This is a genomic window from Vicinamibacterales bacterium, from assembly GCA_036496585.1.
Lineage (GTDB): Bacteria > Acidobacteriota > Vicinamibacteria > Vicinamibacterales > 2-12-FULL-66-21 > JAICSD01.
Genome location: DASXLB010000074.1, coordinates 16578 through 43368 on the forward strand (window position 1 = coordinate 16578; position 26791 = coordinate 43368).

Consider the following 26791-nt stretch of genomic DNA (forward strand, 5'->3'; position numbering starts at 1 on the left):
CCCGGTTCAGTCAATCGACGGCAGGACTTTCCCCGGGTTCATCAGGTTGTGCGGATCGAGCGCCTTCTTGATGGCCCACATCACGCCGATCGCGTCGCGGCCGTGTTCCGCTTCGAGGAAGCGGATCTTGCCGATGCCGACGCCGTGCTCGCCGGTGCAGGTGCCGCCCATGGCGAGCGCGCGCGCGACGAGGCGGTCGACGAGGTGTTCGGCGGCCGCCATGTCCGACGGATCCTCCGGATTGACGGCCAGCAGCAGATGGAAGTTGCCGTCCCCGACGTGCCCGACAAGCGGTCCCGGCAGCGGCGAATCGGCCAGGTCCTTCTTGGTCTCGTGGATGCACTCGGCGAGGCGCGAAATCGGCACGCAGACGTCGGTCGTCCAGCCGCGCGCGCCCGGGCGCAGCGCCAGGCCGGCGTAGTAGGCGTCGTGGCGCGCCGCCCAGAGCTTGGCGCGCTCCTCGGGCGACGTCGCGCGCGAGTACTCGTGGCCGCTGTGCTCGGCGACGATGTCGCCGGTGGCCTGCGCCTGTTCGTCGACGGACGCATCGCTGAGCCCGTGGAACTCGAAGAAGAGCGTCGGCTTCTCCGGCCGCGCCAGGCGCGAATGCTTGTTGACGGCCTCCATCATCGCTTCGTCGAGCAGCTCGATCCGCGCCACCGGGATGCCGAGCTGCACGATCATGATCACCGCGTTGACGGCGTCGTCGATCGAGTCGAACCAGGCGGTCGCCGAGGCGACCGACTCCGGGCGCCCGTGCAGGCGCAGCGTCAGCTCGGTGATGATGCCGAGCGTGCCCTCGGCGCCGACGAAGAGCCGCGTCAGGTCGTAGCCGGCCGACGATTTCCGCGCGCGCGTGCCGGTCCGGATGGCGCGGCCGTCGGCGGTGACGACGGTCAAGCCCAGTACGGCGTCGCGCATGGTGCCGTATCGGACCGCCGTCGTGCCCGAGGCCCGCGTCGCCGCCATGCCGCCGATCGTCGCGTCGGCGCCTGGATCGAGCGGGAACCACAGGCCGCTCGCCTGCAGGTGCTTGTCGAGCTGCTTGCGGGTGACACCCGCTTCGACGGTGATGTCGAGGTCCTCCACGCTCAGGCGCAGCACGCGGTTCATCCGTGACAGATCGACGGTGACGCCCGCCTGCAGCGGGACGACGTGTCCCTCGAGGGACGACCCAGCGCCGAACGCGGTCATCGGGCAGTTGGCGGCGGCGCAGGCCCGGACGATGTCCTGGACCTCCGCCGTCGAGGTGGGGAACACCACCGCGTCGGGCCGCACGCCGTGGTGGTGCGACTCGCCGCGGCTGTGGTGATCGCGCACCGCATCACCGGTGGCGACGCGATCGCCGAGCGTGCCGCGCAGTTGGCTGATCAGGGCGTCACGGTTCACTTGGCACTCGCGATCTTCTCCATCAGCTGCTGGGCGAGCGGCAGGCTGACGTTGCAGGTGGGGTCGTCGACGCGGCATTGCGCGACCGTCAATCCGCAGCCGCAGGAGCAGTGCTCGGAGTTGAGCGCCGCCAGGACCTTCGCCCGCTTCTCCGGCGACAGCACGGCGAGATCGACGCCAGGAATCTTGTTGGCCTGCGCCGCGCTCGCGACCCGCGCCTTGTCTTCGTCTTCGGCGTCGACGATCGTGAGATCGGGATTGGTGCCGGCCAGCGCCTGCGTTTCGAGATCGGTGAGCGACGGGTTCAGCATACCGACGTGTTTCTGCGCCAGACGCCCTTCGCGGTCGAGAAAGAACGACGTCGGCAGCGCCGAGACCGGCGGGAAGAGCTTCTCGATCTCCGGCGTGCTGAGGAGGCTCGGGTAGTTCATCTTGTGCTCGACGGCGAAGCGCTGCACGTCGGCCGCCGAGCCCGAATCCTGCGCGATCCCGACGATCTGCAGCGTGTCCTTGTAGCGCGCCTGGAGCTCGATGAGGTCGGGGATTTCCTCGCGGCAGGGCGGGCACCAGGTCGCCCAGAAGTTGACCAGCACGACCTTGCCGCGGAACGCGGCAGTACTGACGGGACGGCCGTCGAGGTCGACGCCGGTCAGCGGCAGCACCGCGGCCCGGTCCTTCAGCAGGCGGACGCTGGTGCGTGAGGCGGGCGCCTTGCGAATGCTCGTCTCGACCTGTTTCGTATAGCGGAACATCAGCACGATCGCGGCGGACGCCGCGACCGCGGCCAGCAGGATCGCGAGGGCCCGGCGCGCTGTCATGTCCCTAAGATTATTACCGATATTCGAGGGTCCAGGTGATGGTCAGCGGCCCTTCGAGCCGCACCGCGCCGGTGGTGCAGACGACGAGCGCGGTCATGGGGCCGGTATCGGACGCGTAGTCCCGATCGTGGTCCAGGGAGCGCGCCGTGCATCGCTCGAGGCCGTTCACGCTGAACGAGGTCACCACCCCGGCGCCGAACCGCGTGGTGAGGCCATCCTGGGCGGGTTCGCGCGAAAAGCCCGCGTATTCGAGTTGAATCGACGCCACGTCGAGGCCGGCCGCCGGCGTGAATACGTCGCGCCTCACGAGGCGGTGCGGCAGCAGCGTGTAGGTCGTCGTCGCGGCCATGCGGTCGTCGGCAACCGGCGCGCTCTTGCCGAGCCGATCCATCTCGCTCTGCCGGTAGGTGACCGTGGTCGCGGCCGCCGTGTCGTCGACCTTCACGTCGCGGATGAACGCCAGTGGCATCAACTGGGCGCCGTCGGCGAGCGTGAACCGCGGGACGAGTATCGGCGCGCCGCCGTCGGGCACGCCTTCCAGCATCCCTTGTGAAAACGGGATCGGGAAGTAGGGATGGTGCATGTGCTGCGTCGCGCCGCCGTTGACGAGCGGCAGCCCGATGATACGTTCGCCGTCGCGGCGGGTGACGAGCACGCGATCGTAGGTGCCGCGCGAAAACCAGGTCACCGATCGCGCCGGCCGCCGCTCGAGCGCCGCGGCGAAGCCGTCCATCACTGGTCGATCCGTGAAGCCCATCGCGTTCCAGCCGTCGTTGGTGTACGCGAACTGGTGCGCGAGCGACAGGTTCTCGCCGAGGATGCGGAACTTGCCGCGATAGGCGTCGGTGCGGCGTCCGGCGTCCCACATGTTGACCGAACCGGTGTCCGGGTTCATCCAGAAGTCGACGTAGCGCTGCGCGACCTTCGTCGCGTACGAGTAAGCAAGGGTCCGCTCGGCGTCGGTCAGCACGCCGAGCCGCGCGGCCGCCGTCAGCGTTTCGACGATCGCCGTTTCGCCGTAGGGGCCGAGACTGCGGCCGTACTCGAAGCCGGTGCCGTCCTCGTGCAGCCGCTGCAGCATGACGTCCGACGACTGGCGCAGCCGGGTCAGCGCTTCGGCGGGCGGACGATCGCCTGTCTCGACGAAGTGGTTCGCCAGCTCGCCGGCGAGCAGCACGCTGTAGCGATCGAATCGTCCCTCGCCGTCCGTCTCGTCGGCGAACCCGAAGTCGCCCGAGTAGCGCTCGTAGTGCTCGGCCGCCTTCCGGTAGATCGCGTCGGCCGCGGTGGCGTCTTCCCAGCCCAGATGATGCCGCAGTCGGGCGATCGCCAGCGCGACGACGTAGTAGTTGTTCGGGTGATCGATGAGGCGGTAGGTGCCGGGCTCGACGAACGGTGTCCAGTCGAGCTTCGTGCGCAGGGTCGCGAGGATGTCATCGTCGAGCGCGCGATCGAGCAATCCGGCCGTGCGCAGCCGGTCGATCGCCAGCACGTAGTAGTAGGTGCCCCACGTTTCGTTGGCGTCGTTGATCGTCAACCTCGCGATCGCGCGGAACGCGGCGAGATCCTCGGCGAGTCCGGGATCGTCGTGCGGCCGAGACACCAGGTAGTCGGCAAACGCGATCGCGATCTTGCCGGGCAGGAACTTGTCGTTGCCGTTGAACACGGGCGTCCCGTCGATCTTCAGATCGCGCTTGTCGCTGGCGAGTTCGTGCAGGAGGACGCCTGTCTGCGCCAGGATGCGGTCACGCACAAGGCTGTTGTAGGACGGCGGCGCCCCGGCGGATTGTGCCAGCAGCATCATCGCGGCCGCGGCTGCGAGCACCGCTCTCGGGCTCATCGTCCCAACCAGCCGCCGTCGACGGCCAGCACGTGGCCGTTGACGTAGTCGGACGCCGGCGAGGCGAGGAAGATCGCCGCGCCGACGAGATCGTCGGGGCGGCCCCAGCGCCCGGCGGGAATGCGATCGAGGATCTGCCGTGCGCGCGTGTCGTCGGCGCGGAGCGCGGCCGTGTTGTCGGTTTCCATGTAGCCCGGCGCGATGGCGTTGACGTTGACGCCGCGGCCGGCCCATTCGTTGGCGAGCGCCTTGGTCAACTGCGCGACGCCCCCCTTGGCCGCGGCGTAGCCCGGTACGGTGATGCCGCCCTGGAACGACAGCAGCGAGGCGATGTTGACGATCTTGCCGGCGCCACGACCGAGCATGTGCGCGCCGATCGCGCGCGACAACCGGAACACGCTCGACAGGTTGACCTCGATCACTTCATCCCACCAGTCGTCGGTGTGCTCGGCAGCCGGGCGGCGGCGGATCGTCGCCGCGTTGTTGACCAGGACGTCGACGCGGCCGAAGGCAGCGAGCGCGCCGTCGGCGAACCGATCGGCCGCGGATCGATCGGCAAGATTGCCGCCGAGCGAGGCGGCACGGCGCCCGAGCGCCTCCACGGCGCGCGCGGTGTCGGCCGGCGGCGTCGACGCGTGCACCACGACGTCGGCACCCGCCTCGGCGAGTCCGATCGCCATCGCCCGTCCGAGACCGCGCGATGCACCGGTCACCAGCGCGACGCGTCCGTCGAGGGAAAATCGCCCGCCGGCCGCGGCCGTCATGCCGTCTCCGCTCCGGCCGGACGGAAGTCCTCGCGCGGCGGACTGAAGATGTCGATCAACACGGCCGGCTCATTGAGGATTGTCGCGCCGTGCTCGACTCCCGATCGAAAGAGCAGCACCTCCCCCGCGGACGCGACGTGCTCGCCGCCGGCCACGTGGAACCGGACGCGGCCGCGCTCGACGATCGTCATCTGCTCGTGCGGATGGCTGTGCACCGCGGTGACGACGCCAGGGGCGAAGCTGAGACGGCAGGTCATGATGCGATCGCCCGACACGACCTGCCGGTCGATGCCGTCGGCGACATGCTCGATTGGCGCGGTCTCCCAGTTCCATTGTCCGAACGCCAGGCCGGTCGGGTTCATGTGCGCTCCGCTCGTCCCTTGTCGAGGCCGGACCCGAGCGCCGTGAAGTCGGGATGGACGTTGACGACGCCGAACTGACGGTCCTCGTCTTCGCGGTTGGCCGCCATCATCCACACGAAATTGATCGCGCCATCGGGCGCGGCGACGTTGGGATGATAGCCCGCCGGCATCAGCACGATGTCCCCTTCGTGGACGATCGTCGCGAGCTCGGGATCGGTACTCGAGGTGTAGACGAGCTGCACGCCGAAGGCAGGGCGGGGCATGTCGACGTAGAGATACGCCTCCTCGAGCATCGCGGCGTGCTCGTGCGGTGGCCACGACGTCCAGTTGCCGGGCTCGCTGAACGTGACGCCGGCCATCAGCCGCCCGGCGCGGACGTTCTTGCCGATGATGACGTTGAGGTTGCGTCTGGACGAGGGGCCGCCGGCGGCGAAGTGCAGGCCCGGGTCCTGCTGCACATGGGCGAAGGGGACGAACTGGACCGGGTGCGCCGCCGAGACCGGCGCGGAGATCTCCGCGAGATCGCCGCCGCCGCTGTCCGGCGTGACGGTGAAGGTCGCATCCCGCGGCACGTAGAGGCCGTCGTATTTTCCGAGCGCGTAGCGTTGGCCGGCGACGTCGACCGCCGCGCTGCCGCCCAGGCAGATGAGCGCGGTTTCGTGATCGCCCGTGTCGACGGCGATCGGCGCGTCGCCGCAGGCGAGGATGATGCGGCCGTAGTGCAGGTGGCGCGAGGCGGTGAGCCCCGGCGCGACGGCGCGGGTCCGCCCCGGGCGGGAAGCCGTGTCGCGTACGACGCAGGTGCCTGGCGAAATCGTCTCGACTGTCATGTCCCCTCCGACATTTGTTTCAGGGTCATGCAATATACCGGCTCCGGCGCGATCTGACAACCGCCGGCTCCGGCAGCCCGGCTGTGCGCCATGGTGTTGACAACCATGCGATACGGGAATATTGTTTCGCGCTAATACAAACTGCTGTGAGGTTCCGCGTGCACACCAAGATGACGCCGTCGAAGAGGATCGCCTGCTCCTTCGTGCTGCTGGCCGCGCTCGCCGCCGGCTGGCCACCGGCCGCCGCCGCCCAGGTCACCAGCGCCACGCTGGTCGGTACCGTCACCGACCAGAGCGCCGCCGGCCTGCCGGGAGTGACCGTCACGGCCCGCAACACCGACACCGGCTTCGCCCGCACGGTGACGACCGGCGACAGCGGCGCCTATCGCCTCGAATTCCTGCCGATCGGCGCCTACCAGGTTGAAGCGACGCTCTCCGGCTTCAAGACCGAGATCCGCAGCGGCATCGTCCTCGCCGTCAACGACTCGGTCCGCATCGACGTGACGCTGCAGATCGGCGGCCTCAACGAGACCGTCACCGTCGCCGAGGAACGGCCGCTCGTCAACACGGTGACCGCCGACTTGTCGAAGACCGTCGACGCCGCCGCGATCCAGAGCCTGCCGATCGTCGATCGCAACGTCTACTCGCTGCTCGATCTGACGCCCGGCATCCAGTCGAACAACAACGGCGTCGCCTCGGCGTCGGCCTCGACCAGCTCGCTCGTACTCGGCTTCCCCGAGCAGCGCACCCTGATCAACGGCGGCGCCGACGGCGGCACCGGCTCGGTCAACTACTACCTCGACGGCGGCATCAACATGACCGGGCTGCGCAACACCGGCAACATCCTGCCGAACCCGGACGCCATCCAGGAATTCAAGGTCCAGACCAACGGTTACAACGTCGAGTACGGGCGCTTCTCGAACGGCGTCATCAACGTCGTCACCAAGAGCGGCACCAACACGATGCGCGGCTCCGCCTTCGAGTATTTCCGCGACGGCCAGCTGAACGCGAAGGACTGGGGATCGGTCGGCGCGACGCCGCCGCTCAATCGCAATCAGTTCGGGGGCACCTACGGCGGTCCGATCACGAAGGACAAGACGTTCTTCTTCGTCTCGTATTCCGGCCTGCGCCAGACGACCAGCACCTTCCTCAACAACGCGATCGTGCCGACGGCGCTCGAGCGGACGGGAGACTTCAGCCAGTCGAAAACGATCCCGACCGATCCGGCGACCGGCCTGCCGTTTGTCTGCAACGGCGTGACCGGCGCGATCTGCGCGAATCGGATCGATCCGGTGGCGCTCAAGATCGTCAACAACGACATTCCCGCATCGAACGTCGCGGGTGGCATCTGGCAGGGCTACTTCGAGAGCCCGTACAACTCGGACGAGATCCTGGTCAAGGCGGATCATCAGATCAACGGCGCCCACCGCCTCACCGGCGCCTACTTCCGGACGGCCGGCACCAACACCGTGGCGGCAGGCACGGGAAACCTGCTGTGGGCCAGCCAGCAATTCAGCTGGACACAGCACAATCTCAACCTGAGCGAGACGTGGGTGGCGAGCGCGCACCGCATCAACCAGGCGTGGTTCTCGTTCAACCGCAATCTGGGCGGCCGCTTGAACCAGCCCGCCACGTCGCTCACCGACCTCGGGTCGTCGGCGGTCATCATGGGGGCGCCGAGCCTGCCGCAGATCACCGTCAGCGGCTTCTTCACGCTGTCGAACGCGATCGGCGGCCCCAACGCCGGCGGCGACTTCTATTCCGGGCGGGACGTCTACAACTGGACGCTCGGCGCGCACAGCGTCAAGATGGGCGGCGAGCTCTCCTACAACAAGACCGTGCAGGACACGCTGCTCAACAACTACGGCGTCTTCACCTTCAACGGCGGCGCGACCAAGAATGCGCTCGCCGATTTCCTGATCGGCATCCCGAGCACCGTCACCCAGGACGCGCCCGTCACCGCCTACTGGAACAGCTGGTATGGCGCGGCGTTTCTGCAGGACGACTACCGCGTCGGCGATCGCGTCACGCTCAATCTCGGGCTGCGCTGGGACGTGCAGACGCCAGGCACCGATCCCCAGAACCGCTTCACCACCTACGTGCCAGGAGACAAATCGACGGTGAATCCGTCGGCGCCGACCGGGTTGCTGTTCTACGGCGACCAGGGCGTCGAACGCGGCGTCATCTCGACGAAATGGGATCACCTCTCGCCGCGCGCCGGCGTCGTCTGGGATCCGACCGGACACGGGCGTACGGCGATCAGCGCCGCCGGCGGGTTGTTCTACGGCAGCATCTCGGGCAACGAGTGGAACACGACGACCAACTTCCAGCCGTGGTCGACGCGTCTGACCTTCTCCAACACCAACGCCAAGACGTCGGCGACCGGTGTGCCGCTGGGCGCCTCACTCAGCAATCCGTACACGGCGTATCCGGGCGGCTCGCCGTTCCCGTACACCGGCACGTTCGTCGTCGGCGGCGGTCTCTACGGCATCGCGCAGGACTTCAACTGGTCGCATGCCTGGCAGACCAATGTCGGCGTCCAGCAACAGGTCGGCAGCCACATGAGCGTTGGCGCGTCCTACGTCGGCTCGTTCCTGCGCGACCTGCCGTTCGCGCGCGACCTGAACTACCCGGTGGCGAACGCCACGGCCACGACCGCCGGCGCCAACGTGCTCGCGCGCCGCCCGGATCCGACCGTCGGGGCGGTGCTGCTGCTCGACTCCGACCAGTACTCGAACTACAACGGCCTGCAGATCACCGGGACGATGCGCCAGTGGCATCACCTGTCGCTGAATGGCTTCTACACGTTCAGCAAGACGATGACGAGCGTCGAGCTGCAGAACAACACCACGGCCGGCGGCGCGCAGAACTCCAGCAGTCTCGCCGAGGAATACGGCCGCGCCGACTCCGATCAGCGCCACGTCTTCAGCCTGACCGCCAACTGGAACGTCGACTACTATCGCGGCGGCAACGCCGTGGTCGCGGCGATCGCCAACGGCTGGCGCATCGCGCCGATCGTCAAGCTGCGCAGCGGCCTGCCGTTCACCGTCGTCAACGGCGGCGTCGACGCCAACCTCGACGGCGTCACGGCCGACCGCGCCCAGCTGGCCGGCGATCCGGCCCTTTCGGATCCGACGGCCGCGATGTGGTTCAATACAGCGGCGTTCACCCGCAACGCGGCGACGACCGGACAGCCGGTCGAAGGGAATTCGCCGCGCAACTTTCTCGATGGGCCGGGGTACAAAGTGATCGATCTGGCGATTTCGCGCGACCTCCGCGTCCACGGCTCCGCGCGCCTGACGTTCCGGGCCGAGGCGACCAACGCGTTCAACATGGTCAACCTCGGGCAGCCGGGCAACAGCGTCGGCACGGCCACCTTCGGCGTCATCCGCACCGCCGGCTCGATGCGCAAGGTGCAGCTGGGGGTGCGCCTCTCGTTCTGATGCCACGGATCCATCCGCCTCGCTTCCGCATCGCCGGCCGGGGCACGCCGCGCGAGATCAACAGGCAGATCCTGCTGAATCTCGTGCGGAGCCACCAGCCGGTGTCGCGCGCGGACCTGGCGCGGATGATGGGTACCACGCGCGCGGCCGTCACCTTCATCGTCAACGACCTGATCGGCGAGGGGTTCGTCTACGAGGGAGCGAAGGGGGAGGCGCCGCGCGGGCGCAAGCCGCAGTTCCTCTACATCGACTCGCGCAAGCGCTGGGTGCTGGCCGTCGACATCCGCGCGACGCGGACGTCGCTGACCGTCTGCAATCTCCTCGGCGAACCGCTCGTCGGCGTGACCAGCTTTGCGACCGAGACCCAGGTAAAGAAACTGGTCAAGACGCTGGCCGACCGGGTGAAGCGGACGGTCGGCGAGCACCGCGATCTCGGCGAATGCCAGGGCATTGGCGTGGTCGTCCCGGGGATGGTCGGGCCTGGCGGCGAGCGCGTGCTGTTCTCGCCGCGGCTCGGCTGGCGTGACGTGCCGCTGCGCGAGATGCTCGCGGCGGCGACGCGGCTGCCGGTCACGGTCGAGAACTCGGGGCGCGCCTGCGCGCTCGCGCAGATCTGGTCGATCCGCGCCGATGCGACGCCGGCCGGCGACCTGGCGTTCGTCAATGTCTCCGACGGCATCGGCGTCGGCATCGTCGTGCGCGGCGAGGTGCTGCGCGGGCTGCACAACGTGGCGGGCGAGTTCGGCCACATCCCGCTCAACGTCGACGGCCCGCCGTGCGCCTGCGGCGCGACCGGCTGCTGGGAATCCTACGTTTCCAACCTGGCGACGTTGTCGCGCTATTTCGGACGCGAGGTCTCGCCCCGCAAGCCGATGCCGGTGGAGATGACGAGCTTCACCGTCGACGATCTCATCGCGCGGGCGCGCGGCGGTGACGGCAAGGCGATTGCCGCCGTGCAGGCCACGGCGCGCTATCTCGGTCTCGGGCTCGCGAGCCTGGTCAACGCCGTCGATCCGGCGCGCATCTATCTGTCGGGCGAAATCATCGGCGCGTGGGATCTCATCGAGGGGACAACCCGCCGCGCCCTCGCCGAACGCGCGCTCGCCCCAGCCGCCGCCAGCACGTCGCTCGTGACGGTCTCGCTCCCCGAGTACCCGCGTCTGCGAGGCGCCGCGGCCCTCGTGGCGGCGCCGGTATTTGCCGTACCGTCGGTGGCGTGAATCCCCGATCCCGAACCCTCATCCCTGATCGGTGATCCTCGGATCGGGATCGTCGATCTTCGATCCGCCATCCGAAGACTAGCGACCAGGGATGAGGGGATCAGGAGATTGAGGATCCAGGATTCAGGATCCGCTCGGACTAAGATGGGTCATGTCGTACGGTGCCTATCCGGCTCGCCGCGCCGTCGCCGAGCGGGTGCGCGAGTGCTTCGCGCGCCATCTCGAGGGCTCCACGCTGACGGCGGGGGAGACGGCGGCGCCATTGCCCGAGACGGTGGCGATCGAGGCGCTGATCGACGTCGGCTTCTGGACGAGCTTGCGGCGCGAGGAAGGCTACGTGCCGATCGTCTCGCTGGCGCTCGTCGAGCCTGGGGCGACACCGAATCCGCTGCTCTTCGCGCAGCCGCTGTCGCTCACGCCCGCGACCGTCGCCAAGGTGGCGCCGGCGGTCGAGCGTCCCGGCATTCATCTCGGTGTCTCGCTGCAGGACGGCGACTTCGTCGTCTGGGGCGCCACGCGCGTGCTGCCGCCGTTTGGTCTCGTGCTCGAAGTGGCGGCGCCGGGCCTGCTCGTCGTCAAGCAGCGCCGCGGCGGCGACCACACCAAGTTCGCCAACATCGCCGTGCTCGAGGCCGACCAGGTGAAGATCGTCGACGAGGATGCGTCGAGCCTGCCCGATTGCCCGACGCTGCTCTCGTCGCTGCTCGGCTTCGACGCGCCGGCCTCGTGGTCGGATTCGGTCAACGTGCTGGTGCAGCTCGCCGTCTCGATGCGCGCGCACAAGCGCGGCGGCCTGCTGCTGGTCGTGCCGTCGGACACCGACCGGTGGCGCGAGTCGATCATCTCGCCGATCGCCTACGGTCTCAATCCCGCGTTTGCCGTGCTGTCGGAGTTGACGGAGACGCCCGCCGACGCGCGCGACCGACTGTGGCAGGATGCGCTCGGCCGGGCGATCGAGGGGATCGCCGGCCTGACCGCCGTCGACGGCGCGACCATCGTGACCGACCGTCACCAGCTGCTGGCCTTCGGCGCCAAGATTACGCGGCGGCGCGGTTCGCCGCCGGTCGAGCAGACGACCGTGACCGAGCCGATCGAGGGGTTCGTGCCGAGCGTCGTGCATCCCTCCTCGCTCGGCGGGACCCGTCACCTGTCGGCAGCGCAGTTCGTCCACGATCAACGCGACGCGGTGGCGCTCGTCGCCTCGCAGGACGGACGGTTCACCGTCTTCGCCTGGTCGCCGTGCGAAGATATGGTCCACGCGCACCGGGTCGAGGCGCTGCTGCTGTAAGGGAGCCGATGCCTGTACCTTCGTCGACCGGTGGGGGCCGCTGGTACGGCTATTCGGTCGCGATGATCGTGGCGGCGCTGCTCGTCACCATCGCGCTCCGCTCGCAGCTCGGGCCGGCCATCGCGGTGTTCTTCTTCCCGGTGGTGGTGATCGCCGCGATCTACGGCGGCTTCGGTCCCGGCGTGTTCGCCAGCGTGACCGCCACGGTCATCTGCGTGTTCTTCACCGTCCCGCCGCAAACCGCGGTCGAGGTCGGGAGGGACGACTACATCCGGCTCGTCGTCCTCACCGGGGTCAGCCTGACGGTCTCGGCACTGAGTGGCGCCAGCCGCGCGGCGCAGGAGCGCGAACGCCAGTCGCAGCTGATCATCGCGCAGCAGGAGAAGGACCTGGCGGTACGCGAGGATCGGATCCGCGTCTCGCGCGATCTGCACGACGGCATCCTGCAGGGGCTCACCGGCATCCGCTTCGAGCTGCACGACGTAGCCGACACGCCGGGCGTGGCGGGGGACGTGCAGGGCCGGCTGGTTGCCGTCGAGCGGGCCATCGCCACGGAGCAGCGCGAGCTGCGGCGACTGATCGACGACCTCAAGCCGAAGAACGGCATCGAAGCGCCGCGCGACACCATCGACGCGGCGTTGCGCCGCCGCGTCGCGCGCCTGGCGGTCGAATGGAGGACGCCGATCACCGTCCACGTCATGCCGTCGGATCTCGTGGTGTCGCCCGACATCGAGCACGCGATCGGATTCATGTGCCAGGAGGCGACGATCAACGCGCTCAAGCACGGGCACCCGTCGCGCGTGTCGATCTCGGTCGCAGCGTCGGAGGCCGACATCCGGCTGACGGTCGTGGACGACGGGCGCGGATTCCCGTTCACCGGGCGCATCGATCACGAAGCGCTGATGTCGCGCAACGTCGGGCCGGTGACGCTGCGCGAGCGGGCGGCGTCGTTGAAGGGAAAGCTGGCCGTGGAATCGGGAGCCAGGGGAGCGCGGGTGGAGATTTCGCTGCCGCGGGGGAGTCGGTCCTAGACCATTCCCAATTCCTGCGCGAGCAGCAGCAGCTCCATCCGCCCTTCGACCCCGAGCTTTTCGTAGATGTTGTGCAGGTGCACCTTGACCGTGTTCTCCGAGATCGACAGCCGCTCGCCGATGTCGCGGTTGCGGAGTCCGGCGGCGATCATCTTCACCACCTCGCGCTCGCGGCTGGTCAGCGTGGCGGCGCGCTCGGCCGCGGCGTGATTGCGCTGCGGGGGTGGCGGCGCGGCACGGCCGAGCGTATCGGGATCGATCCATCGCGTCCCGGCGTGCACGCTGCGCACGCACTCGAGCAGCTGCTCGGGCGCCGACTCCTTCAGCACCAGGCCGCCGATCCCTTTCTGCAGCGCCTGCGCCACTTCGGTGTCTGAGATCGCGGCGGTCAGGATCACCGTCTTGACGCCCAGGGCCTCGCGATTGAGCGAGTCGAGCAACGCCAGGCCCCCTCCGTCGGGCATCCGCAGGTCGAGCACCATGACGTCGGGATGCGACGTGCGCGCCGCCGTCAGCCCCTCGGCGACGGTGGCGCAGGTCGCCAGGACAGTGATGTCGGGCTGGCGGGCGAACAGGTGCTGCAGCCCCTGCAGGACAATCGGATGGTCGTCGACCAGGACGACGCTGATGCTCACGGAGCCTCCACGCTCCGCCAACGGTAGCACGCTACTCGCGGAGTGCGTCCACCGGATTGAGCCGCATCGCGCGCCATGCCGGAACCAGGCACGCGACCAGCGCAATGGCCAGCAGCAGCGCCGGTACCGCCGCCAGCGTCACGCCGTCGGACGGGCCGATGCCGTAGAGCTGTGAGGCCATGGCGTGGGCCACCAGCACGGCGATCACGAAGCCCGCCGCGATACCGGCGCCGCTGAGCGCCAGCCCTTCGCGCAGGACGGACCCGAGCACGGTCGCCGGCGTCGCGCCAAGCGCGAGGCGGAGGCCGATCTCGGCCGTCCGTTCGCTGACCGCGAGCGCCATCACGCCATAGACGCCGACCGCCGCCATGGTCAGCGCGAGCACCCCGAAGGCGCCGACGAGCAGCAGGACGAACCGACGTTCCGCCATCGAATCGGCGCGCACCTGCGCCATCGTGCGGATGTCGTAGACGGCGATGTTCCTGTCGACCGCCTGCACGGTGCTGCGCACCGCGGCCGACAGCGCCGCGGCGTCGCCGCTCGCGCGCAGCACCAGAAACGGATTGACCGGCGGCGTCTGCAGGTACCAGATGTACAGCTCCGGCGCGGGCTCTTCCTCGAGGCCGCTGTGACGGACGTCGCCGGCCACGCCGACGATCGTCACCCACGGTGCCGACGCCGAGCCGAAGCGGATGCGGCGTCCGATCGGATCCTCTCCGGGAAAGAGCCGCCGCGCCATCCGCTCGTTGACGATCGCGACCCGCGGCGAGGAAGGCCCGTCGGCGTCGGTGAACGATCGGCCGCGGAGCAGCGGGATTTCCATCGCCGCGAAATAACCGCGCATCGCGCGGCGGAATTCGACCTCCGGCCACTCGCCCGGCGGCCGCGCGCGCCCTTCCACGTCCACCTTCGTCGACACGTTCGTGCTGCCGAGCGGCAGGCGGGTCGTGCCGCCGACGCTGACGACTCCTGGGAGCGCCTCGAGGCGGGTGAAGAGATCCGCATAGAGCGTCCGCTGCTGTTCGGGCGTGCGATAGGCAGCCGGGATCGCGATCTGCAGCGTCAGCAGGTGATCCGGCCGGAACCCGGGATCGACGGCGAGTACCGCCAGGAAGCTGCGCAGCAGGAGCCCGGCGCCGAGCGTCAGCACCAGCGCCAGCGCGACCTCCCCCCCGACGAGCAGCGCGCGCAGGCGTCGCTGCCCACGGCCGGCCGTGAGGCCGCGGCCGCCGTCCTTGAGATTCGCCTGCACGTGCGGCCGAGTGCCCGCCAGCGCCGGCACGAGGCCGATGGCGAGGCCGGTGAGGACCGACAGACCGAACGTGAACGCCAGGACTGTCGCATCCGCATGAATGTCGCCGAGGCGCGGCATGTCACCCGGCGCCAGCGCGACCAGCCCACCGATGCTCCATCGCACGGCCGCGAGCGCCAGCAGGCCGCCGGCGAGCGACAGCAGCATCGCTTCGACCAGCGTCTGCCGCACCAGCCGCGCCCGCGACGCACCGAGCGCCGTCCTGATCGCCATTTCGCGCTGGCGCGTGCTGGTGCGCGCGAGCAGCAGGTTGGCGAGGTTGACACACGCCATCAGCAGCACGAAGCCGACACCGCCGAGCAGCAGCGCCAGCGCCGGCCGCATCGCGCCGACGGCCTGTTCGTGCAGGGGAACGACGGTGGCGCCGACGCCGCGGTTCGACGCGGGATACGCCGCCGCCAGCTGCGCCGCGATGCCGCGCACCTGGCCATCCGCCTCAGCGACCGTGGCGCCAGGACGGAGGCGGCCGACGATCGACAGAAAATGCGCGCCGCGGGTAAGCGTGGCGAGGCCGGTGGCGCGGCTCTCCGCGGTGACGAACGTCAGCGCCAGCCAGCCATCGACGTCATACGAGCGCGCCATGCCGCTCGGGCCGAGCATCGTCTTGTAGGGGAAGACGAAGTCGGCCGGCATCACGCCCAAGATGGTGTACGGCTGGTTCTGGAGGGTGAGCACGCGCCCGACCACGGCGGGATCTCCACCCAGTCGCCGCTGCCAGAAGCCGTGGCTGACGACGATCGAGGTCTGCGGCTCGGCGGCGGCAAAGGTACGGCCCAGGATCGGCGACCGGCCGAGCAGCGCGAACATCCCCGGCGTGACGGCGGTCACGAGCATCTGATCGGTACCCGACGCGGACGTCAGCGGCACGCCGGCCAGGAAACCGTAGGCCGCCTGGACGTCGGCGAACGCGGTGGCCTTGCGGTAGTCGAGAAAGTCGAGGGGCGCGACCGCGTCGCGATCGCGATGCTCGAGGCCGTTCGAGCTCCACACCATCACGAGACCGGCTGGATCGCCGTAGGGAAGCGGACGGATCAGCACGGCGTTGACGATCGTGAAGATCGCGGTGTTGGCGCCAATTCCCAGCGTCAGCGCGGCGACGGCGAGTGCCGTGAAAACCGGGTTGCGGGCGAACGTGCGCGCGGCAAAGCGGACGTCGACCGCAACCGATGACCAGTGCATGGAATCGCCCCCCTCTCGTGAGAAACGGACGAGCACCGCATTGAGCGCGACGTCGACCAGCGCGGCGGCGGACGGCCGGTCGCGATAGGCCTGCTCGATCGCCGCGCCGAAACGCTCCCGGAACGCGCGCGGGTAGAGACGGAGCAGCACGCGGAGCGCGCGGGCCCGCGTCACGCGCCTCCTCCGCGGAACAGGCGGCGCCCGGCGGTCACCTGTCCGGCGAGCCGTTCCACTTCGGCTCGAGCCACCGCCCGGCCGAGCGCCGTGAGGCGGTAGTAGCGGCGCCGTTGATCGTCGTGCCCCCGCCGATCGTCGAGTTCCTCGATCAGCGCCTGATCGAGCATGCGGGCGAGCGCGCGGTACAGCGTGCCGGGATGAATCACGATGGCGCCCCCGCTGCGGCGTTCGACGTCCTGCATGATGTCGTAGCCATGCCGTTCCCCTGCGGCCAGCGCCATGGCGATCTCGAGGACGACTGGCGTGAGCGGCAGGAAGCGATCGGAGTCCATGCCGCACTATACGCGTAAAGCGCATAGTGCAGTTCCTATCCGTGACGAACGCCGGTACGGACGACTGGCAGCGTCTGGCGAACCGGCGCTCGGCCGCCTGCTACGCCGGTTCGACCGGCGAGCCGGCGTGCAGGCACTGGCTGACGGTGTAGATCAGATCTTCGGGAGTCACCGGCTTGTGCAGGACGCACGCGACGTCGAGCGTGCTCGTGTCGATCGTCGATCCGGTGACGACGACGATGGGGATGTCGCTGGTCGGCGCGCGCGAGGCGAGTTCCTGCTGGACCGACAGGCCGTCGACCGCGCGCAGAATGAGATCGAGCACCACGAGATCCGGCCGATCGTTCTCCACGAGCTGCAGCGCCTCGTAGCCGTCGCCGGCTTCCTGTACGTCGTATCCGGCAATCGCGAGCGCCATTCGAAACACCCGTCGCAGGGCGGCATCGTCTTCGACAATCAGGATCCGCTTCGCGCGCATCGGCACTTTATCCTAGACCGCCGACAGGTATATCGAAAGCTGAACCACTTACCTCTGCCGTGTCGAACGGCTCGGAGCGCGCATTGGCGCGCCTCGTGGCGAACCGCGGGCCGAGTGCCGCGGGCTGGTCCCTCCCGGCGGACGTTTGGACCCCCGACACCTCCGTCGGTCACCTTTTCCCGTCGACGCTGGTGGCGTCGCCGTCTCTGGCATGCACGGAGGGACCGATGCATGCCGCCTGGATGCTCGCGCTGTGGTTGATCGGGTCGGCCGACAAGCCGCCGATGGCGTCGATGGCGCGGGTGAGGCCGACCCGCGGCGCCGAGATGATCCTCCTCGACGCGGCCGCGCGATCCGCGACCGTGCGTGATCTGCTGGATCGCATCGCCGCGAGCGACGTCATCGTCTACGTCGAGCTCACTGCGCCGGCGCAGGTGCCGATCGCGCGCACCAAGCTCGTCGCCGCGACACCGGCCGCGCGCTTCCTTCGCGTCGGCATCAACGTCGCGCTCCCGATGCACGACTGGGCCGCGTTGCTGGGGCACGAACTGCAGCACGCCGTCGAGATCGCCGAACACCCCGACGTGCGAGACGACGAGGGCGTGCGGCGCCTCTATGCGAGCATCGGACATCAGTACGGCATCGACAACTACGAGACAGGCGCGGCCGTGACGATCGAGCGGCGGGTTCGCGAAGAGCTGCGGCATCACTGATCGGAGCAGCCCGCCCCCTCCTGTATCATGGGGCGTTCCGCTTTGGCTTCAGGGCTGGCCGTCATGCTCGCCGCGCTCCTCACGGCCTCTTTCGAGATGAAAGGGGTCGCTGGCGGGCTGCTGCGCCCCCTCGAACCGTCGGGCACCGCCAACGTGCTCGTATTCACCGCGACCGATTGCCCGGTCTCGAACGGCTACGCGCCGGAGATTCAGCGGATTTGTGCCGCCTATCGCGGCCGCGGCGTGCAGTGTCTGCTGATCTACGAGGATCCGGGGGTGGCGCCGGCCGGCGTGCGCGCGCACCTGCGCGAGTACGGCTATGGCGATCTGCCCGCGGCCGTCGACGACGGCACGCTGGCCGCGCGGGTCGGCGCGACGATCACGCCGGAGGTGGCGGTGATCGACAAGGCCGGCGCGACCCGGTATCGCGGGCGCATCGACAACCAGTACGCCGCTCTCGGCCGGCCGCGCCGTGTCGTCACGCTGCACGATCTCGCCGGCGCGCTCGAGGCGCTGCTGTCCGACAGGACCATCGGCGCGCCAGTCACACAGCCGATCGGCTGCTACATCGTGCCGCCCGCGATGCGGCCCAGGACACCATGATTCGACGCTGGTCTCTCCCTGCGCTGCTCGGCCTCTCGATCGTGGCCGCCTTGGCCGCCGCGGCCGCACCCACGCCTCACGGCGGCACCGCGCGGCCGACCTACGCCGAAGACGTGGCCCCCATCCTCTACAAGAACTGCGTCACCTGCCATCGTGCCGGGGAAGCCGCGCCGTTTCCGCTCGCGACCTTCGCCGACGCGCAGAAGCACGGGCGGCAGATCGCCAAGGTGACGAGGTTGCGGTATATGCCCCCCTGGCATGCCGCGCACGGCTTCGGCGAGTTCGCCGGCGAACGCCGGCTGACCGACGACCAGATTGCCACGATCGACCGCTGGGTCGCCGGCGGCATGCCGGAAGGGGACGCGCGAAAAACGCCGCCGGTGCCGACGTTTCCTGCCGGATGGCAACTGGGCACGCCGGATCTCATCCTCAAGATGCCGGCCGGGTTCCAGGTGCCGGCGTCGGGCGCCGACGTCTATCGCAATTTTGTCATCCCGACCCATCTCGCCGACGACAAGTGGGTCCGCGCGATCGAGTTCCGGCCGAGCGCGCGCAAGGCCGTGCACCATGTGCTGTTCGCCTACGACGCGACGGGCGCCGCGGCGGCGCAGGATGGGCGCGATGGCATGCCCGGTTTCGGCGGGATGGGCAGCGTCGGGGCCGGCGGTTTGGCCGGAGGCACAGGGCCGCTTGGCGGCTGGGCGGTCGGCGCGACGCCGCAGATGCTCCCCGAGGGGGTCGCGCTCTCCCTGCCGAAGGGATCGGACGTGATCCTGCAGATGCACTTCCATCCCACCGGCAAGGCGGAGACCGAGCTGTCGACGATCGGCATCTACTTCGCCGATCAGGCCCCTGAACGGCGGCTGTGGAGCGTGCAGGTACCGGCGCTGTTCGGGTTCGGCGCCGGCATCGACATTCCGCCAGGCAGCCACGACTACGCCATCGCGGACGCATTCACGCTGCCGGTCGACGTCCGCGCCTTTTCGATCAACGCGCACGCGCACTATCTGGCGAAGGAGATGAAGGCGACGGCCTCCCTTCCCGACGGGACGACGCAGCCACTCCTGTGGATTCCGGACTGGGACTTCGCCTGGCAGGATCGCTACACCTACCAGTCGCCGCTGCTGCTGCCGAAGGGCACCCGGATCGACGCGCGCATCGTCTACGACAACAGCGACGACAACCCGCACAACCCGCAGACACCGCCGGTGCGCGTGCAATGGGGCGAGCAGTCGTTCGACGAGATGGGCAGCGTGATCCTCGCGGTGCAGGCCGTGCGGAAGGAAGACGAACCTTTCCTGCGGCAGGCGCTCGCCGAGCGCCTGCGGCGCGCCGTCGCGGACGGCCGCGCCAACGGCACGCTCATGCGGCTGATGCGGCAGCGCGAGGGGCGCGGCGGCGCGCCGCGATAGCCCTGCCCGCCGGCTGGCGTAGAATCCGCGGATGCCACACACGCTCTCGCGTCGAGACCTGTTCGCCGCGCTCGGCGGCGCCGTCTGCGTGCCGCACCTGCTCTCCGCCCAGGCGCCGGCACGTCAGGGCGGCCCGACCGTCATCTCGACTCCGCCGCGGACCTTCGGGCCCGACGCCACCCTGACCACGTATTTTCCCGATCCCGATCTGATCACCGTCGATCCCGCGTTCGGCGGGCTGATCCAGGGGAACACCACGATCGTGCGGCTCTGGACGGGCGCGCTCTGGGCGGAAGGCCCGGCGTGGAGCCCACAGGGCCGGTATCTGCTGTGGAGCGACATCCCGAACAACCGCCAGTACCGCTGGATGGAAGACGACGGGCACGTCTCCGTGTTCCGCAGCCCGTCGAACTACAGCAACGGCAACAGCTTCGATGCGCAGGGACGGCAGTTGTCCTGCGAGCACGCGACGCGGCGCGTCGTCCGCTACGAGCACGACGGCTCGGTCACGGTGATCGCCGACGCGTATCAAGGCAAGCGGCTGAATTCGCCGAACGACATCGTGGCGCACCGGGACGGCGCCCTCTGGTTCACCGATCCGCCCTACGGGCAGCAGCTGTACGAGGGGGGAGCCTCGCGGCAGCCGTCGCGCGAGCTGCCGACGAACGTGTACCGGGTCGACGCGTCCGGCCGGCTCGACGTCGTGATCACCGAGGACCAGGTGCCGGATCCCAACGGCCTCGCCTTTTCGCCTGACTACCGCCGGCTGTATGTGACGAGCACCGGCAAGGGGCCCGGCGACAAGGGGGACGGCGGCAAGGGAGAGGTCTACGTGTTCGATGTCGGCGCCGACAACCGCGTCTCAAACAAGCGTCTCTTCACCGACTGCATGATCGACGGCGTGAAGTGCGGTCCCGACGGGGTGCGGTGCGACGTCGACGGCAACGTCTGGCTGGCCAGCAGCGCCGGACCGGTGCTGGGCTACAGCGGCGTGACGGTGTGGAATCCCGCCGGCAAGCTGCTGGGACGGATCCGCCTGCCTGAGGTCTGCGCCAACATCACCTTCGGCGGCCAGAAGCGCAACCGACTGTTCATGTGCGCGAGCCAGTCGATCTACGCGGTCTACGTCGGCACGCAGGGCGCGTAGGCCCCGCCGACGCCCCGCCCGGTGGAGGGCGGTGGCGCTGGCAGTCGGGCCTGCCGTAGAATGCGCGGATGCGCAACGCTTTCGCCACGCTCGCCGCCGTTGTCGTCATCGGCGCCGCCATTCACGCCCAGCAACCGGCGCCGGCGCGTCCGCAAGGCGATCCGAAGTTGACGGAAGTCTGGGAGCCGGTGCCAAAAATCGTGGCGCCCGGAGCCACCAGCGACGCCCCCCCGGCGGACGCGATCGTGCTGTTCGACGGCCGGAACCTGGACGAATGGGTGTCGAACAAGGACAAGAGCCCGGCGAAGTGGATCGTCGCGGACGGCATCCTCACGGTCGACAAGAAGGCCGGCAACATCGAGACGAAGCGGGCGTTCAAGAACTACCAGATTCACCTCGAGTGGCGCATCCCGGCCGGCATCAGCGGCCAGGATCAGGCACGCGGCAACAGCGGGCTCTTCCTCGCCTCGACCGGGAGCGGCGACTCCGGCTACGAGCTGCAGATCCTCGACTCGTACGACAACAAGACGTACGTGAACGGCCAGGCGGCGAGCGTCTACAAGCAATCGCCGCCGCTGGTCAACGCCATGCGCAAGCCGGGCGAGTGGCAGACCTACGACGTGATCTGGACGGCGCCGACCTTCAACGGCGACGGCACGGTGAAGACGCCGGCCTACGTCACCGCGTTCCACAACGGCGTCCTGGTGCAGAACCATTTCGAGCTGATCGGCGAGACACTCTACATCGGCAAGCCGTACTACAAGGCGTACGATCGCGCGCCGATCAAGCTGCAGGCGCACGGCGACCCGAGCCCGGCGATCAGCTTCCGGAATATCTGGATTCGGGAACTGCCGTAGCGGCGGCGGACGCCCGGCGCACTAGTCCGCGTCTCCGTCGACGAGGGCGTCGAACCCCTTGCGATCGGTGATCGCGATCCCGTCGGGCGGGATCCGCCTGACAATCCCGCGGTCCTCGAGTGCGTCGACGGCGGCACGGATGCTGCCGCTCGTCAGGTTGAGATAGTCGGCGACGTCCTGCCTCGTCATCGGGATGTGGACGGGTTCGGTCGGCTCGCGTCTTTCGCCCTGCACTTCGTCGAGCATCGCCAGAAAGAGCGCGACCCGTTCGACCGGGTCGCGGACGGCGGTCATCAAGGCCTGACGCTGTGCGTCGCGAAGCACCTGCGTCACCTTGCACAGGAAGCGGAACTGCAGGGTGCCGTCGCGGGTCAGCAGGGCCGCCAGCGTGTCGAGCGGCATGCGATACACGGTTGCCGGCGTAATCGCCTTCACACTGTTGACATAGTGCCCGCGCCGGGCCAGGCCGAACAGATCCTCGGCGAACAGGAACGCGAAGACCTTGCGCGTGCCGTCGCGGCGCTCGCGGTAGGAGGCGAGCGTGCCGCTCGTCACGCTGAAGAGCGCCCGTGCTTCGTGGCCGGCGTGGCACAGGATCGTTCCGGCCGGCACCCGCATCATCGTCGCGATGCTGGCCAGGTGCTCGCGCTCGCGCGAAGTGAGACGCAGGACCGGCGGCCCTTGCAGGAAAGGGACGGCGCGGATAGACGGCCGCGTGTCCCCAGGTGTGCCGCGCCTGATGCCGACGTCCTTCTTCATCGCGAGCCTCTATCTTGCGCGGCGGCGGCTGGCTCCGAAACTGGCTAATCTACCAGAGGCGGTGCGGTCTATTTGAATCGAAAACGCACGCCGACGACGACTGGAAACGTCAACCGCGCCGAGTCGTTGTTGATGGTTTCGAGCCCGGTCCCCACGAGCTGATCGACCTGGGAGAGACCGCCCACGTGGTGGAGTCCCATCTGCGCGGTGAGATCGACCTGATTGGCGAGCTTGAGGACCGCTCCGGCGCTGAGGCTCCAGGTGAACGCGGCGGTCGCATCGTAGAAGTCCGTGGAATTGAACACGATATTGGATTGCGGCGCGGCGAACTGCGCGTTAATCCGTCCGACCCAGGCGGCGCCGAGATCGGCTTCCGTGAACACGCGCACGTCGCTCGACGACAGGGAGAAGTAGCGGCGGTACCCCAGGTCGAGGCCAAAACTCTTGTAGTCGGAGTACTGCGCGTAGAGGCTCGACGCGCCGACATCACCGAGGCGCACCAGATCGGCGTCGGCGGACTGATAGATGAACATCCCGCGCAGCTCCGAGTGGTCATTCAGCTCGTAGCCGGCGCCGAAGCGGAATTCGACCCCCGTACCATAGACGTGCCCGTAGCTGTTGGGCAGCACGGCGGCGGCCTGGTCCTGCAGCGTGCCGATCGCCCCGGAGTTGACGTTGCCGTTGACGCTGGGGTCGATGCCCGTGGCCACGTCGATCACGAATCGTGAAGCCGTCGACGTCGACGGCGACGGCGACGCCGGCGTCGATTGCGCACGCGCCGCGGCCGGCGCCAGCAGGAGCACGAGCGCTCCCAGATACGAACTCATCCGACACATCTTCATCAAGTGCTCCTTTACCGACGCAACGGTGCGCCACACTAGAGTGTTACGCGCCGGAACGATCGATGTCACCTGTGACGACTGACAGGGCGCCATCGCGCACCGCCGACCGGAGACGTGTGCGGCCACCGCTGAGGTAGCGGCTAGAGCCGCACCTGGTCGAGCGAGTCGATGACGATCCGGCGGGCCTCGTCAGGCGCACCCGCCATGGCGTCGGCCGCCGTGACGATCTTCGGGAACGTGACGCCGCTCGGCTTGGTGATGTCGTCGAGTCTCACCTGGTACACCTTCAACGACCCGGCGTCGAATTTCTCGAGACCGTATTTCTGGATCGCCGGCAGCTGATCGAGGACGAAGCCATAGGCGCGGAGCTGCGGCTTCCGGCTGGCCGCCTCCTCGGTCACCATGAGGACTTTCCAGAAACGGGCCGGGACGGTGATCGGTCCGCCGCCGAAGTCGTGCCGGATGTCGTGGGCGTCGTCGAGGATCGGCCCGGCGAAGATCGACATGCGGTAGCCGACGTTCTTCGCCTGGGATCGAATGTGATCCTCGAGTTGCCCCCAGAGGCCGTGGAACTGGCCGACGTCGCGGTTGAAGCCCTCGTGCTGCGGCGTGGCGTTGGTCCAGTGATAGCTGTCCGAATTGGCGTAGATCTCTTCCTGCGCCGTCTCGCCCCACGCGGTGTCGTCGCGCGACACGATGTGGCCGCGATCGAACTTCTTCGCCGGGTCGTAGAGATCCTGGTCCTCGATCTGCAGCGCGCCGGGAATCCGCGGGTCGGCCACCCACGTCTCGTCGCCGAACTGCTTGCGCGTCTTACGCCGTTTCGCCGGCGTGTAGTCGGCGTTGACCGCGGACCACATCTGCAGCCGGTGCGGCTTGTTCATCACCAGTGAGAAATGGTGGTACTTGAGCAGCAGCGGCTTGCCGCCAGCCTCGAGGATCTCCCCGGCGCGCGCCTTCGCCACGCTGGGCAGGGGGATTCGGACCGGCAGGAAATCGGGCTTGAAGCCAGGGCGTTTGGCGTAGTTCGGATCGAAGACGAGCTTCTTTTCTTCGGCGTCGGGGGGCGCCGGTGCCGGTGCCGTGGCCGCGCCGCTCGTCGACACGGTAACGGCCTGGACGGCGTCGGCGCCCGTGGCGCCGATGTAAAAGGTCGCCGGGCCGTTGACGACGATCGACAGGCCCTGCGGCGGCGCGTCGGCGGTGCCGGGCGCGCCGGCCGGCGTGGTCATCGCTGGCAGCATGGTGAAGTCCTCCTGGAACGTCGAGACGAGATCGGTCCATGCGTCGTGAAACCGTGGATCGGGCGTGGCGTCGATGAGGGCACCGCAGATCTTGCTCACGCGCACGCCTTCGTTGGCGATCCAGTGGATGTCGCTGTCCGGCATCCCTTTCGTCCACGGCGTGCCGCGGATCGTCAGGATCTTGCCGTTGCGGATCTCGGGAACGCCGCTGTGGTGCAGCGCGACGACCTCCCAGTCCTTGTTGAAGGCCGGCGAGCCCGACGAGCCCGGCAGGGTGTCGGTCGTGTACTGCAGGTAGAGCTCGTTGGGCTCCGCCGGCACGAGGAGTTCGTTGTCACGGACGCCGTACTTCTTGGGGCCGCCGTCGGGATACTGGATGATGCTGATGGTCTGGCCGACGAGAATCTTGCCGAGCGCGGGGCTCAGATGGTGGCTTCCGAACGACGCCAGCGGCGTCGCCGCAGACGACGACACCGCCGCCACCGCGACGATCGTGCAGTCGAGCGCCTCGTTCGTGTAGAAGAAGCGGTCCGCGTCCAGCCCGAACACCGGGCCGTTCAGGATCTTGCGATCGGCGTCGAGCTCGTACCCGAACTGGACACCACAGCCCGCGCATTCCGCCGCGGCGCCGAAGACATGATGGTTCGTGATCAGCAGCCCGGCAGCCACGAGAAAGCCGGTCGCGAAGCCGTCGAGCGCCTCGCCGGCGTCGCCGAGCTCGACAATCCGTCCGACCGGCACGCCGGCCGCGCGCGCCACGTCGTTTGGCGGGAATTCGTCGAGGTCGAGCGTCGGGCCAATCTTGCGCTCCTGGAAGTAAGTGGCGGTGACACCGGCGCGCGCGAAGACGAGCTGTTTGGCTGTCTCGCGATCCTGATACAGACGGACGCGCGCCGGCGCGTCAGCGGCCTCCGGGCCGCCGCGGCGCAGCCGGCCAACGATGTCCTGACGGCGCGCTGTCAGCGCCTGCCAGCGGGCGCCGACCTCGTGCAGCCGATCGAACTGGCGCTCGCGCGCTTTCGCGGCTTGGGACATGACGGTCTGGCGCCAGTACGCCGCAGCCGGTCGGGGAAGTCAATACGATGTATTGATGAGTACGGAAGTCGGGTGCGGTGGCGGCCGCGTGCCAGCAGGTGTACGCTGGACCCATCGATTCCGTCGCCCGCTTCGACGACCGCGCCGACGACTACGTCAGATACCGGCCGAGCTATCCGGCCGCCGCGATTGACGCGATCGTCCGCGATCTGCCGCCCGGTCGGCTGATCGCCGCCGACGTCGGCGGCGGCACCGGCATCTCGGCGCGGCTGCTCGGCGATCGCGGGCTCACCGTGATCGCGGTCGAGCCGGGCGAGGCCATGCGCCGCGCGGCGGCGCCGCACCGCCGCGTGAGATGGCTGGCCGGGCGGGCCCAGGCCACCGGCCTCGCCGCCGCGTCGGTCGATCTCGTGCTGTGCGCGCAGTCGTTCCACTGGTTCCACACCGGCGAATCGATCGCCGAGTTCGCGCGGATTCTCGAGCCGGGCGGCCGCCTGGCGATCATGTGGAACCGGCGCAGTCGGACCGACCCGTTCACGGCGGGCTACCGGCAGGCGATCGTGGACGTGGGCGGCGAAATCGACGCCGAGCGGATGGCGTTCGACCCCGGGATCGTCAGCGCCACCGGATACTTCACGCCCTGTACGCGTGACGCCTTCCCCAATGCGCAGCCGCTCGATCTCGACGGATTGATCGGCCGGGCGCACAGCGCCTCCTACGTACCGAAAGCCGGTGATGCCGGCGCCCGGCTGCTGGATTCGCTGCGGGCCCTGTACGCGCGCCATGCCGTCGACGATCGCGTCACGTTAATCTACGAAACCGAGGTTTGGATGAGCCGGCGACTCGCGTGACGCCGTCACGAGAGGGTGTTCGCGGGGGCGAACGAGCGTTGCGCTAGACCGAATGCCCGGCCGGGACGATCGCGGGGGCGGTCGCGGCGCCGCGCTTCAGCCACCGCTGCACCTGCGCCATGTAGGTATAGACGACTGGCGTCAGGTAGAGGGTCACGAGCTGCGAGAAGATCAGGCCGCCGACCACCACGAGCCCGAGCGGCTGCCGCGCCTCACCGCCGGCGCCGTAG

24 protein-coding genes are annotated in these 26791 nt (G+C 68.9%); 10 read left to right on the top strand and 14 right to left on the bottom strand.

The window, feature by feature from the left end; all coding sequences use genetic code 11:
* Nucleotides 1-6: 6 nt before the first annotated feature.
* From VGI12_21425 to VGI12_21450, 6 genes are read right to left on the bottom strand one after another with little or no spacing between them, the layout of a single operon-like run.
* A complete protein-coding gene (locus tag VGI12_21425; GenBank protein ID HEY2435246.1) occupies nt 7-1389 on the bottom strand; it encodes an FAD-linked oxidase C-terminal domain-containing protein in 1383 nt (460 codons plus the stop codon).
* The gene (locus VGI12_21430; GenBank protein HEY2435247.1) at nt 1386-2207 is read right to left on the bottom strand and encodes a TlpA disulfide reductase family protein; all 822 of its coding nucleotides are present in this window, start codon (nt 2205-2207) and stop codon (nt 1386-1388) included. The genes VGI12_21425 and VGI12_21430 overlap by 4 nt, the downstream gene beginning before the upstream one ends.
* A 13-nt stretch (nt 2208-2220) precedes the next feature.
* On the bottom strand, nt 2221-4047 hold the full coding sequence (locus VGI12_21435; GenBank protein HEY2435248.1) for a hypothetical protein: 1827 nt from the start codon (nt 4045-4047) through the stop codon (nt 2221-2223).
* Nucleotides 4044-4811 (bottom strand): 2-dehydro-3-deoxy-D-gluconate 5-dehydrogenase KduD, encoded by a 768-nt coding sequence (gene kduD / locus VGI12_21440; protein ID HEY2435249.1) that lies wholly within the window; start codon nt 4809-4811, stop codon nt 4044-4046. Before kduD ends, VGI12_21435 begins: the two co-directional genes overlap by 4 nt.
* Nucleotides 4808-5173 (bottom strand): cupin domain-containing protein, encoded by a 366-nt coding sequence (locus VGI12_21445; GenBank protein ID HEY2435250.1) that lies wholly within the window; start codon nt 5171-5173, stop codon nt 4808-4810. The genes kduD and VGI12_21445 overlap by 4 nt, the downstream gene beginning before the upstream one ends.
* A complete protein-coding gene (locus VGI12_21450; GenBank protein ID HEY2435251.1) occupies nt 5170-6003 on the bottom strand; it encodes a 5-deoxy-glucuronate isomerase in 834 nt (277 codons plus the stop codon). Before VGI12_21450 ends, VGI12_21445 begins: the two co-directional genes overlap by 4 nt.
* Nucleotides 6004-6161: 158 nt before the next feature.
* Here VGI12_21450 and VGI12_21455 point away from each other — a divergent pair, with 158 nt between their 5' ends.
* The 4 genes from VGI12_21455 to VGI12_21470 all read left to right on the top strand — a co-directional run bounded on the left by VGI12_21455 (nt 6162) and on the right by VGI12_21470 (nt 12985).
* Entirely contained in the window at nt 6162-9446 is a 3285-nt protein-coding gene (locus VGI12_21455; protein ID HEY2435252.1) for a carboxypeptidase regulatory-like domain-containing protein, read from the top strand.
* Entirely contained in the window at nt 9446-10666 is a 1221-nt protein-coding gene (locus tag VGI12_21460) for an ROK family protein (protein HEY2435253.1), read from the top strand. Before VGI12_21455 ends, VGI12_21460 begins: the two co-directional genes overlap by 1 nt.
* A gap of 151 nt (nt 10667-10817) precedes the next feature.
* Nucleotides 10818-11954, top strand: coding sequence for a hypothetical protein (locus VGI12_21465; protein HEY2435254.1), 1137 nt, complete (start codon nt 10818-10820; stop codon nt 11952-11954).
* An 8-nt stretch (nt 11955-11962) separates the two neighbouring features.
* On the top strand, nt 11963-12985 hold the full coding sequence (locus VGI12_21470) for a DUF4118 domain-containing protein (protein HEY2435255.1): 1023 nt from the start codon (nt 11963-11965) through the stop codon (nt 12983-12985).
* Here VGI12_21470 and VGI12_21475 read toward each other — a convergent pair.
* The 4 genes from VGI12_21475 to VGI12_21490 all read right to left on the bottom strand — a co-directional run bounded on the left by VGI12_21475 (nt 12982) and on the right by VGI12_21490 (nt 17098).
* Nucleotides 12982-13620: a response regulator transcription factor gene (locus VGI12_21475; GenBank protein ID HEY2435256.1), complete on the bottom strand. Its 639-nt coding sequence runs from the start codon at nt 13618-13620 to the stop codon at nt 12982-12984. The genes VGI12_21470 and VGI12_21475 overlap by 4 nt on opposite strands.
* Nucleotides 13621-13651: 31 nt before the next feature.
* On the bottom strand, nt 13652-16285 hold the full coding sequence (locus VGI12_21480; protein HEY2435257.1) for an ABC transporter permease: 2634 nt from the start codon (nt 16283-16285) through the stop codon (nt 13652-13654).
* A complete protein-coding gene (locus VGI12_21485) occupies nt 16282-16620 on the bottom strand; it encodes a PadR family transcriptional regulator (GenBank protein HEY2435258.1) in 339 nt (112 codons plus the stop codon). Before VGI12_21485 ends, VGI12_21480 begins: the two co-directional genes overlap by 4 nt.
* A 100-nt stretch (nt 16621-16720) precedes the next feature.
* Nucleotides 16721-17098 (bottom strand): response regulator, encoded by a 378-nt coding sequence (locus VGI12_21490; GenBank protein HEY2435259.1) that lies wholly within the window; start codon nt 17096-17098, stop codon nt 16721-16723.
* 227 nt (nt 17099-17325) lie between these two features.
* Between VGI12_21490 and VGI12_21495 the strand changes: the two genes are divergently transcribed.
* From VGI12_21495 to VGI12_21515, 5 genes are all read left to right on the top strand, one after another.
* Nucleotides 17326-17811 (top strand): hypothetical protein, encoded by a 486-nt coding sequence (locus VGI12_21495; GenBank protein HEY2435260.1) that lies wholly within the window; start codon nt 17326-17328, stop codon nt 17809-17811.
* Between the two features lie 63 nt (nt 17812-17874).
* Entirely contained in the window at nt 17875-18414 is a 540-nt protein-coding gene (locus VGI12_21500) for a hypothetical protein (GenBank protein ID HEY2435261.1), read from the top strand.
* Nucleotides 18411-19826 carry a hypothetical protein gene (locus VGI12_21505; GenBank protein HEY2435262.1) on the top strand — a complete coding sequence of 472 codons (1416 nt, stop codon included), beginning with the start codon at nt 18411-18413 and terminating at the stop codon, nt 19824-19826. The genes VGI12_21500 and VGI12_21505 overlap by 4 nt, the downstream gene beginning before the upstream one ends.
* Nucleotides 19827-19857: 31 nt before the next feature.
* Complete coding sequence (locus VGI12_21510; protein HEY2435263.1) at nt 19858-20973, top strand: SMP-30/gluconolactonase/LRE family protein; 1116 nt, start codon at nt 19858-19860, stop codon at nt 20971-20973.
* Between the two features lie 68 nt (nt 20974-21041).
* Entirely contained in the window at nt 21042-21830 is a 789-nt protein-coding gene (locus tag VGI12_21515; protein HEY2435264.1) for a DUF1080 domain-containing protein, read from the top strand.
* A gap of 21 nt (nt 21831-21851) precedes the next feature.
* Here the strand turns inward: VGI12_21515 and VGI12_21520 are convergent, their stop codons facing one another.
* The 3 genes from VGI12_21520 to VGI12_21530 all read right to left on the bottom strand — a co-directional run bounded on the left by VGI12_21520 (nt 21852) and on the right by VGI12_21530 (nt 25710).
* A complete protein-coding gene (locus tag VGI12_21520) occupies nt 21852-22589 on the bottom strand; it encodes a Crp/Fnr family transcriptional regulator (protein ID HEY2435265.1) in 738 nt (245 codons plus the stop codon).
* A 68-nt stretch (nt 22590-22657) separates the two neighbouring features.
* Nucleotides 22658-23416 carry a hypothetical protein gene (locus tag VGI12_21525; protein HEY2435266.1) on the bottom strand — a complete coding sequence of 253 codons (759 nt, stop codon included), beginning with the start codon at nt 23414-23416 and terminating at the stop codon, nt 22658-22660.
* A 155-nt stretch (nt 23417-23571) separates the two neighbouring features.
* Nucleotides 23572-25710: a DNA/RNA non-specific endonuclease gene (locus VGI12_21530; protein HEY2435267.1), complete on the bottom strand. Its 2139-nt coding sequence runs from the start codon at nt 25708-25710 to the stop codon at nt 23572-23574.
* A 98-nt stretch (nt 25711-25808) separates the two neighbouring features.
* Here VGI12_21530 and VGI12_21535 point away from each other — a divergent pair, with 98 nt between their 5' ends.
* Nucleotides 25809-26561, top strand: coding sequence for a class I SAM-dependent methyltransferase (locus VGI12_21535; protein ID HEY2435268.1), 753 nt, complete (start codon nt 25809-25811; stop codon nt 26559-26561).
* A gap of 43 nt (nt 26562-26604) precedes the next feature.
* Here VGI12_21535 and VGI12_21540 read toward each other — a convergent pair.
* On the bottom strand, nt 26605-26791 hold a 187-nt coding region (locus VGI12_21540; protein ID HEY2435269.1), incomplete at its 5' end, for an efflux RND transporter permease subunit.

What these genes read in the sequence shown, in the direction of transcription:
- VGI12_21430 (HEY2435247.1), bottom strand. Translation starts at nt 2,207, where the DNA reads ATGACAGCGCGCCGGGCCCTCGCGATCCTGCTGGCCGCGGTCGCGGCG.
- VGI12_21435 (HEY2435248.1), bottom strand. Translation starts at nt 4,047, where the DNA reads ATGAGCCCGAGAGCGGTGCTCGCAGCCGCGGCCGCGATGATGCTGCTG.
- kduD (HEY2435249.1), bottom strand. Translation starts at nt 4,811, where the DNA reads ATGACGGCCGCGGCCGGCGGGCGATTTTCCCTCGACGGACGCGTCGCG.
- VGI12_21445 (HEY2435250.1), bottom strand. Translation starts at nt 5,173, where the DNA reads ATGAACCCGACCGGCCTGGCGTTCGGACAATGGAACTGGGAGACCGCG.
- VGI12_21450 (HEY2435251.1), bottom strand. Translation starts at nt 6,003, where the DNA reads ATGACAGTCGAGACGATTTCGCCAGGCACCTGCGTCGTACGCGACACG.
- VGI12_21460 (HEY2435253.1), top strand. Translation starts at nt 9,446, where the DNA reads ATGCCACGGATCCATCCGCCTCGCTTCCGCATCGCCGGCCGGGGCACG.
- VGI12_21465 (HEY2435254.1), top strand. Translation starts at nt 10,818, where the DNA reads ATGTCGTACGGTGCCTATCCGGCTCGCCGCGCCGTCGCCGAGCGGGTG.
- VGI12_21470 (HEY2435255.1), top strand. Translation starts at nt 11,963, where the DNA reads ATGCCTGTACCTTCGTCGACCGGTGGGGGCCGCTGGTACGGCTATTCG.
- VGI12_21485 (HEY2435258.1), bottom strand. Translation starts at nt 16,620, where the DNA reads ATGGACTCCGATCGCTTCCTGCCGCTCACGCCAGTCGTCCTCGAGATC.
- VGI12_21490 (HEY2435259.1), bottom strand. Translation starts at nt 17,098, where the DNA reads ATGCGCGCGAAGCGGATCCTGATTGTCGAAGACGATGCCGCCCTGCGA.
- VGI12_21495 (HEY2435260.1), top strand. Translation starts at nt 17,326, where the DNA reads ATGCATGCCGCCTGGATGCTCGCGCTGTGGTTGATCGGGTCGGCCGAC.
- VGI12_21500 (HEY2435261.1), top strand. Translation starts at nt 17,875, where the DNA reads ATGCTCGCCGCGCTCCTCACGGCCTCTTTCGAGATGAAAGGGGTCGCT.
- VGI12_21505 (HEY2435262.1), top strand. Translation starts at nt 18,411, where the DNA reads ATGATTCGACGCTGGTCTCTCCCTGCGCTGCTCGGCCTCTCGATCGTG.
- VGI12_21510 (HEY2435263.1), top strand. Translation starts at nt 19,858, where the DNA reads ATGCCACACACGCTCTCGCGTCGAGACCTGTTCGCCGCGCTCGGCGGC.
- VGI12_21515 (HEY2435264.1), top strand. Translation starts at nt 21,042, where the DNA reads ATGCGCAACGCTTTCGCCACGCTCGCCGCCGTTGTCGTCATCGGCGCC.
- VGI12_21520 (HEY2435265.1), bottom strand. Translation starts at nt 22,589, where the DNA reads ATGAAGAAGGACGTCGGCATCAGGCGCGGCACACCTGGGGACACGCGG.
- VGI12_21525 (HEY2435266.1), bottom strand. Translation starts at nt 23,416, where the DNA reads ATGAGTTCGTATCTGGGAGCGCTCGTGCTCCTGCTGGCGCCGGCCGCG.
- VGI12_21530 (HEY2435267.1), bottom strand. Translation starts at nt 25,710, where the DNA reads ATGTCCCAAGCCGCGAAAGCGCGCGAGCGCCAGTTCGATCGGCTGCAC.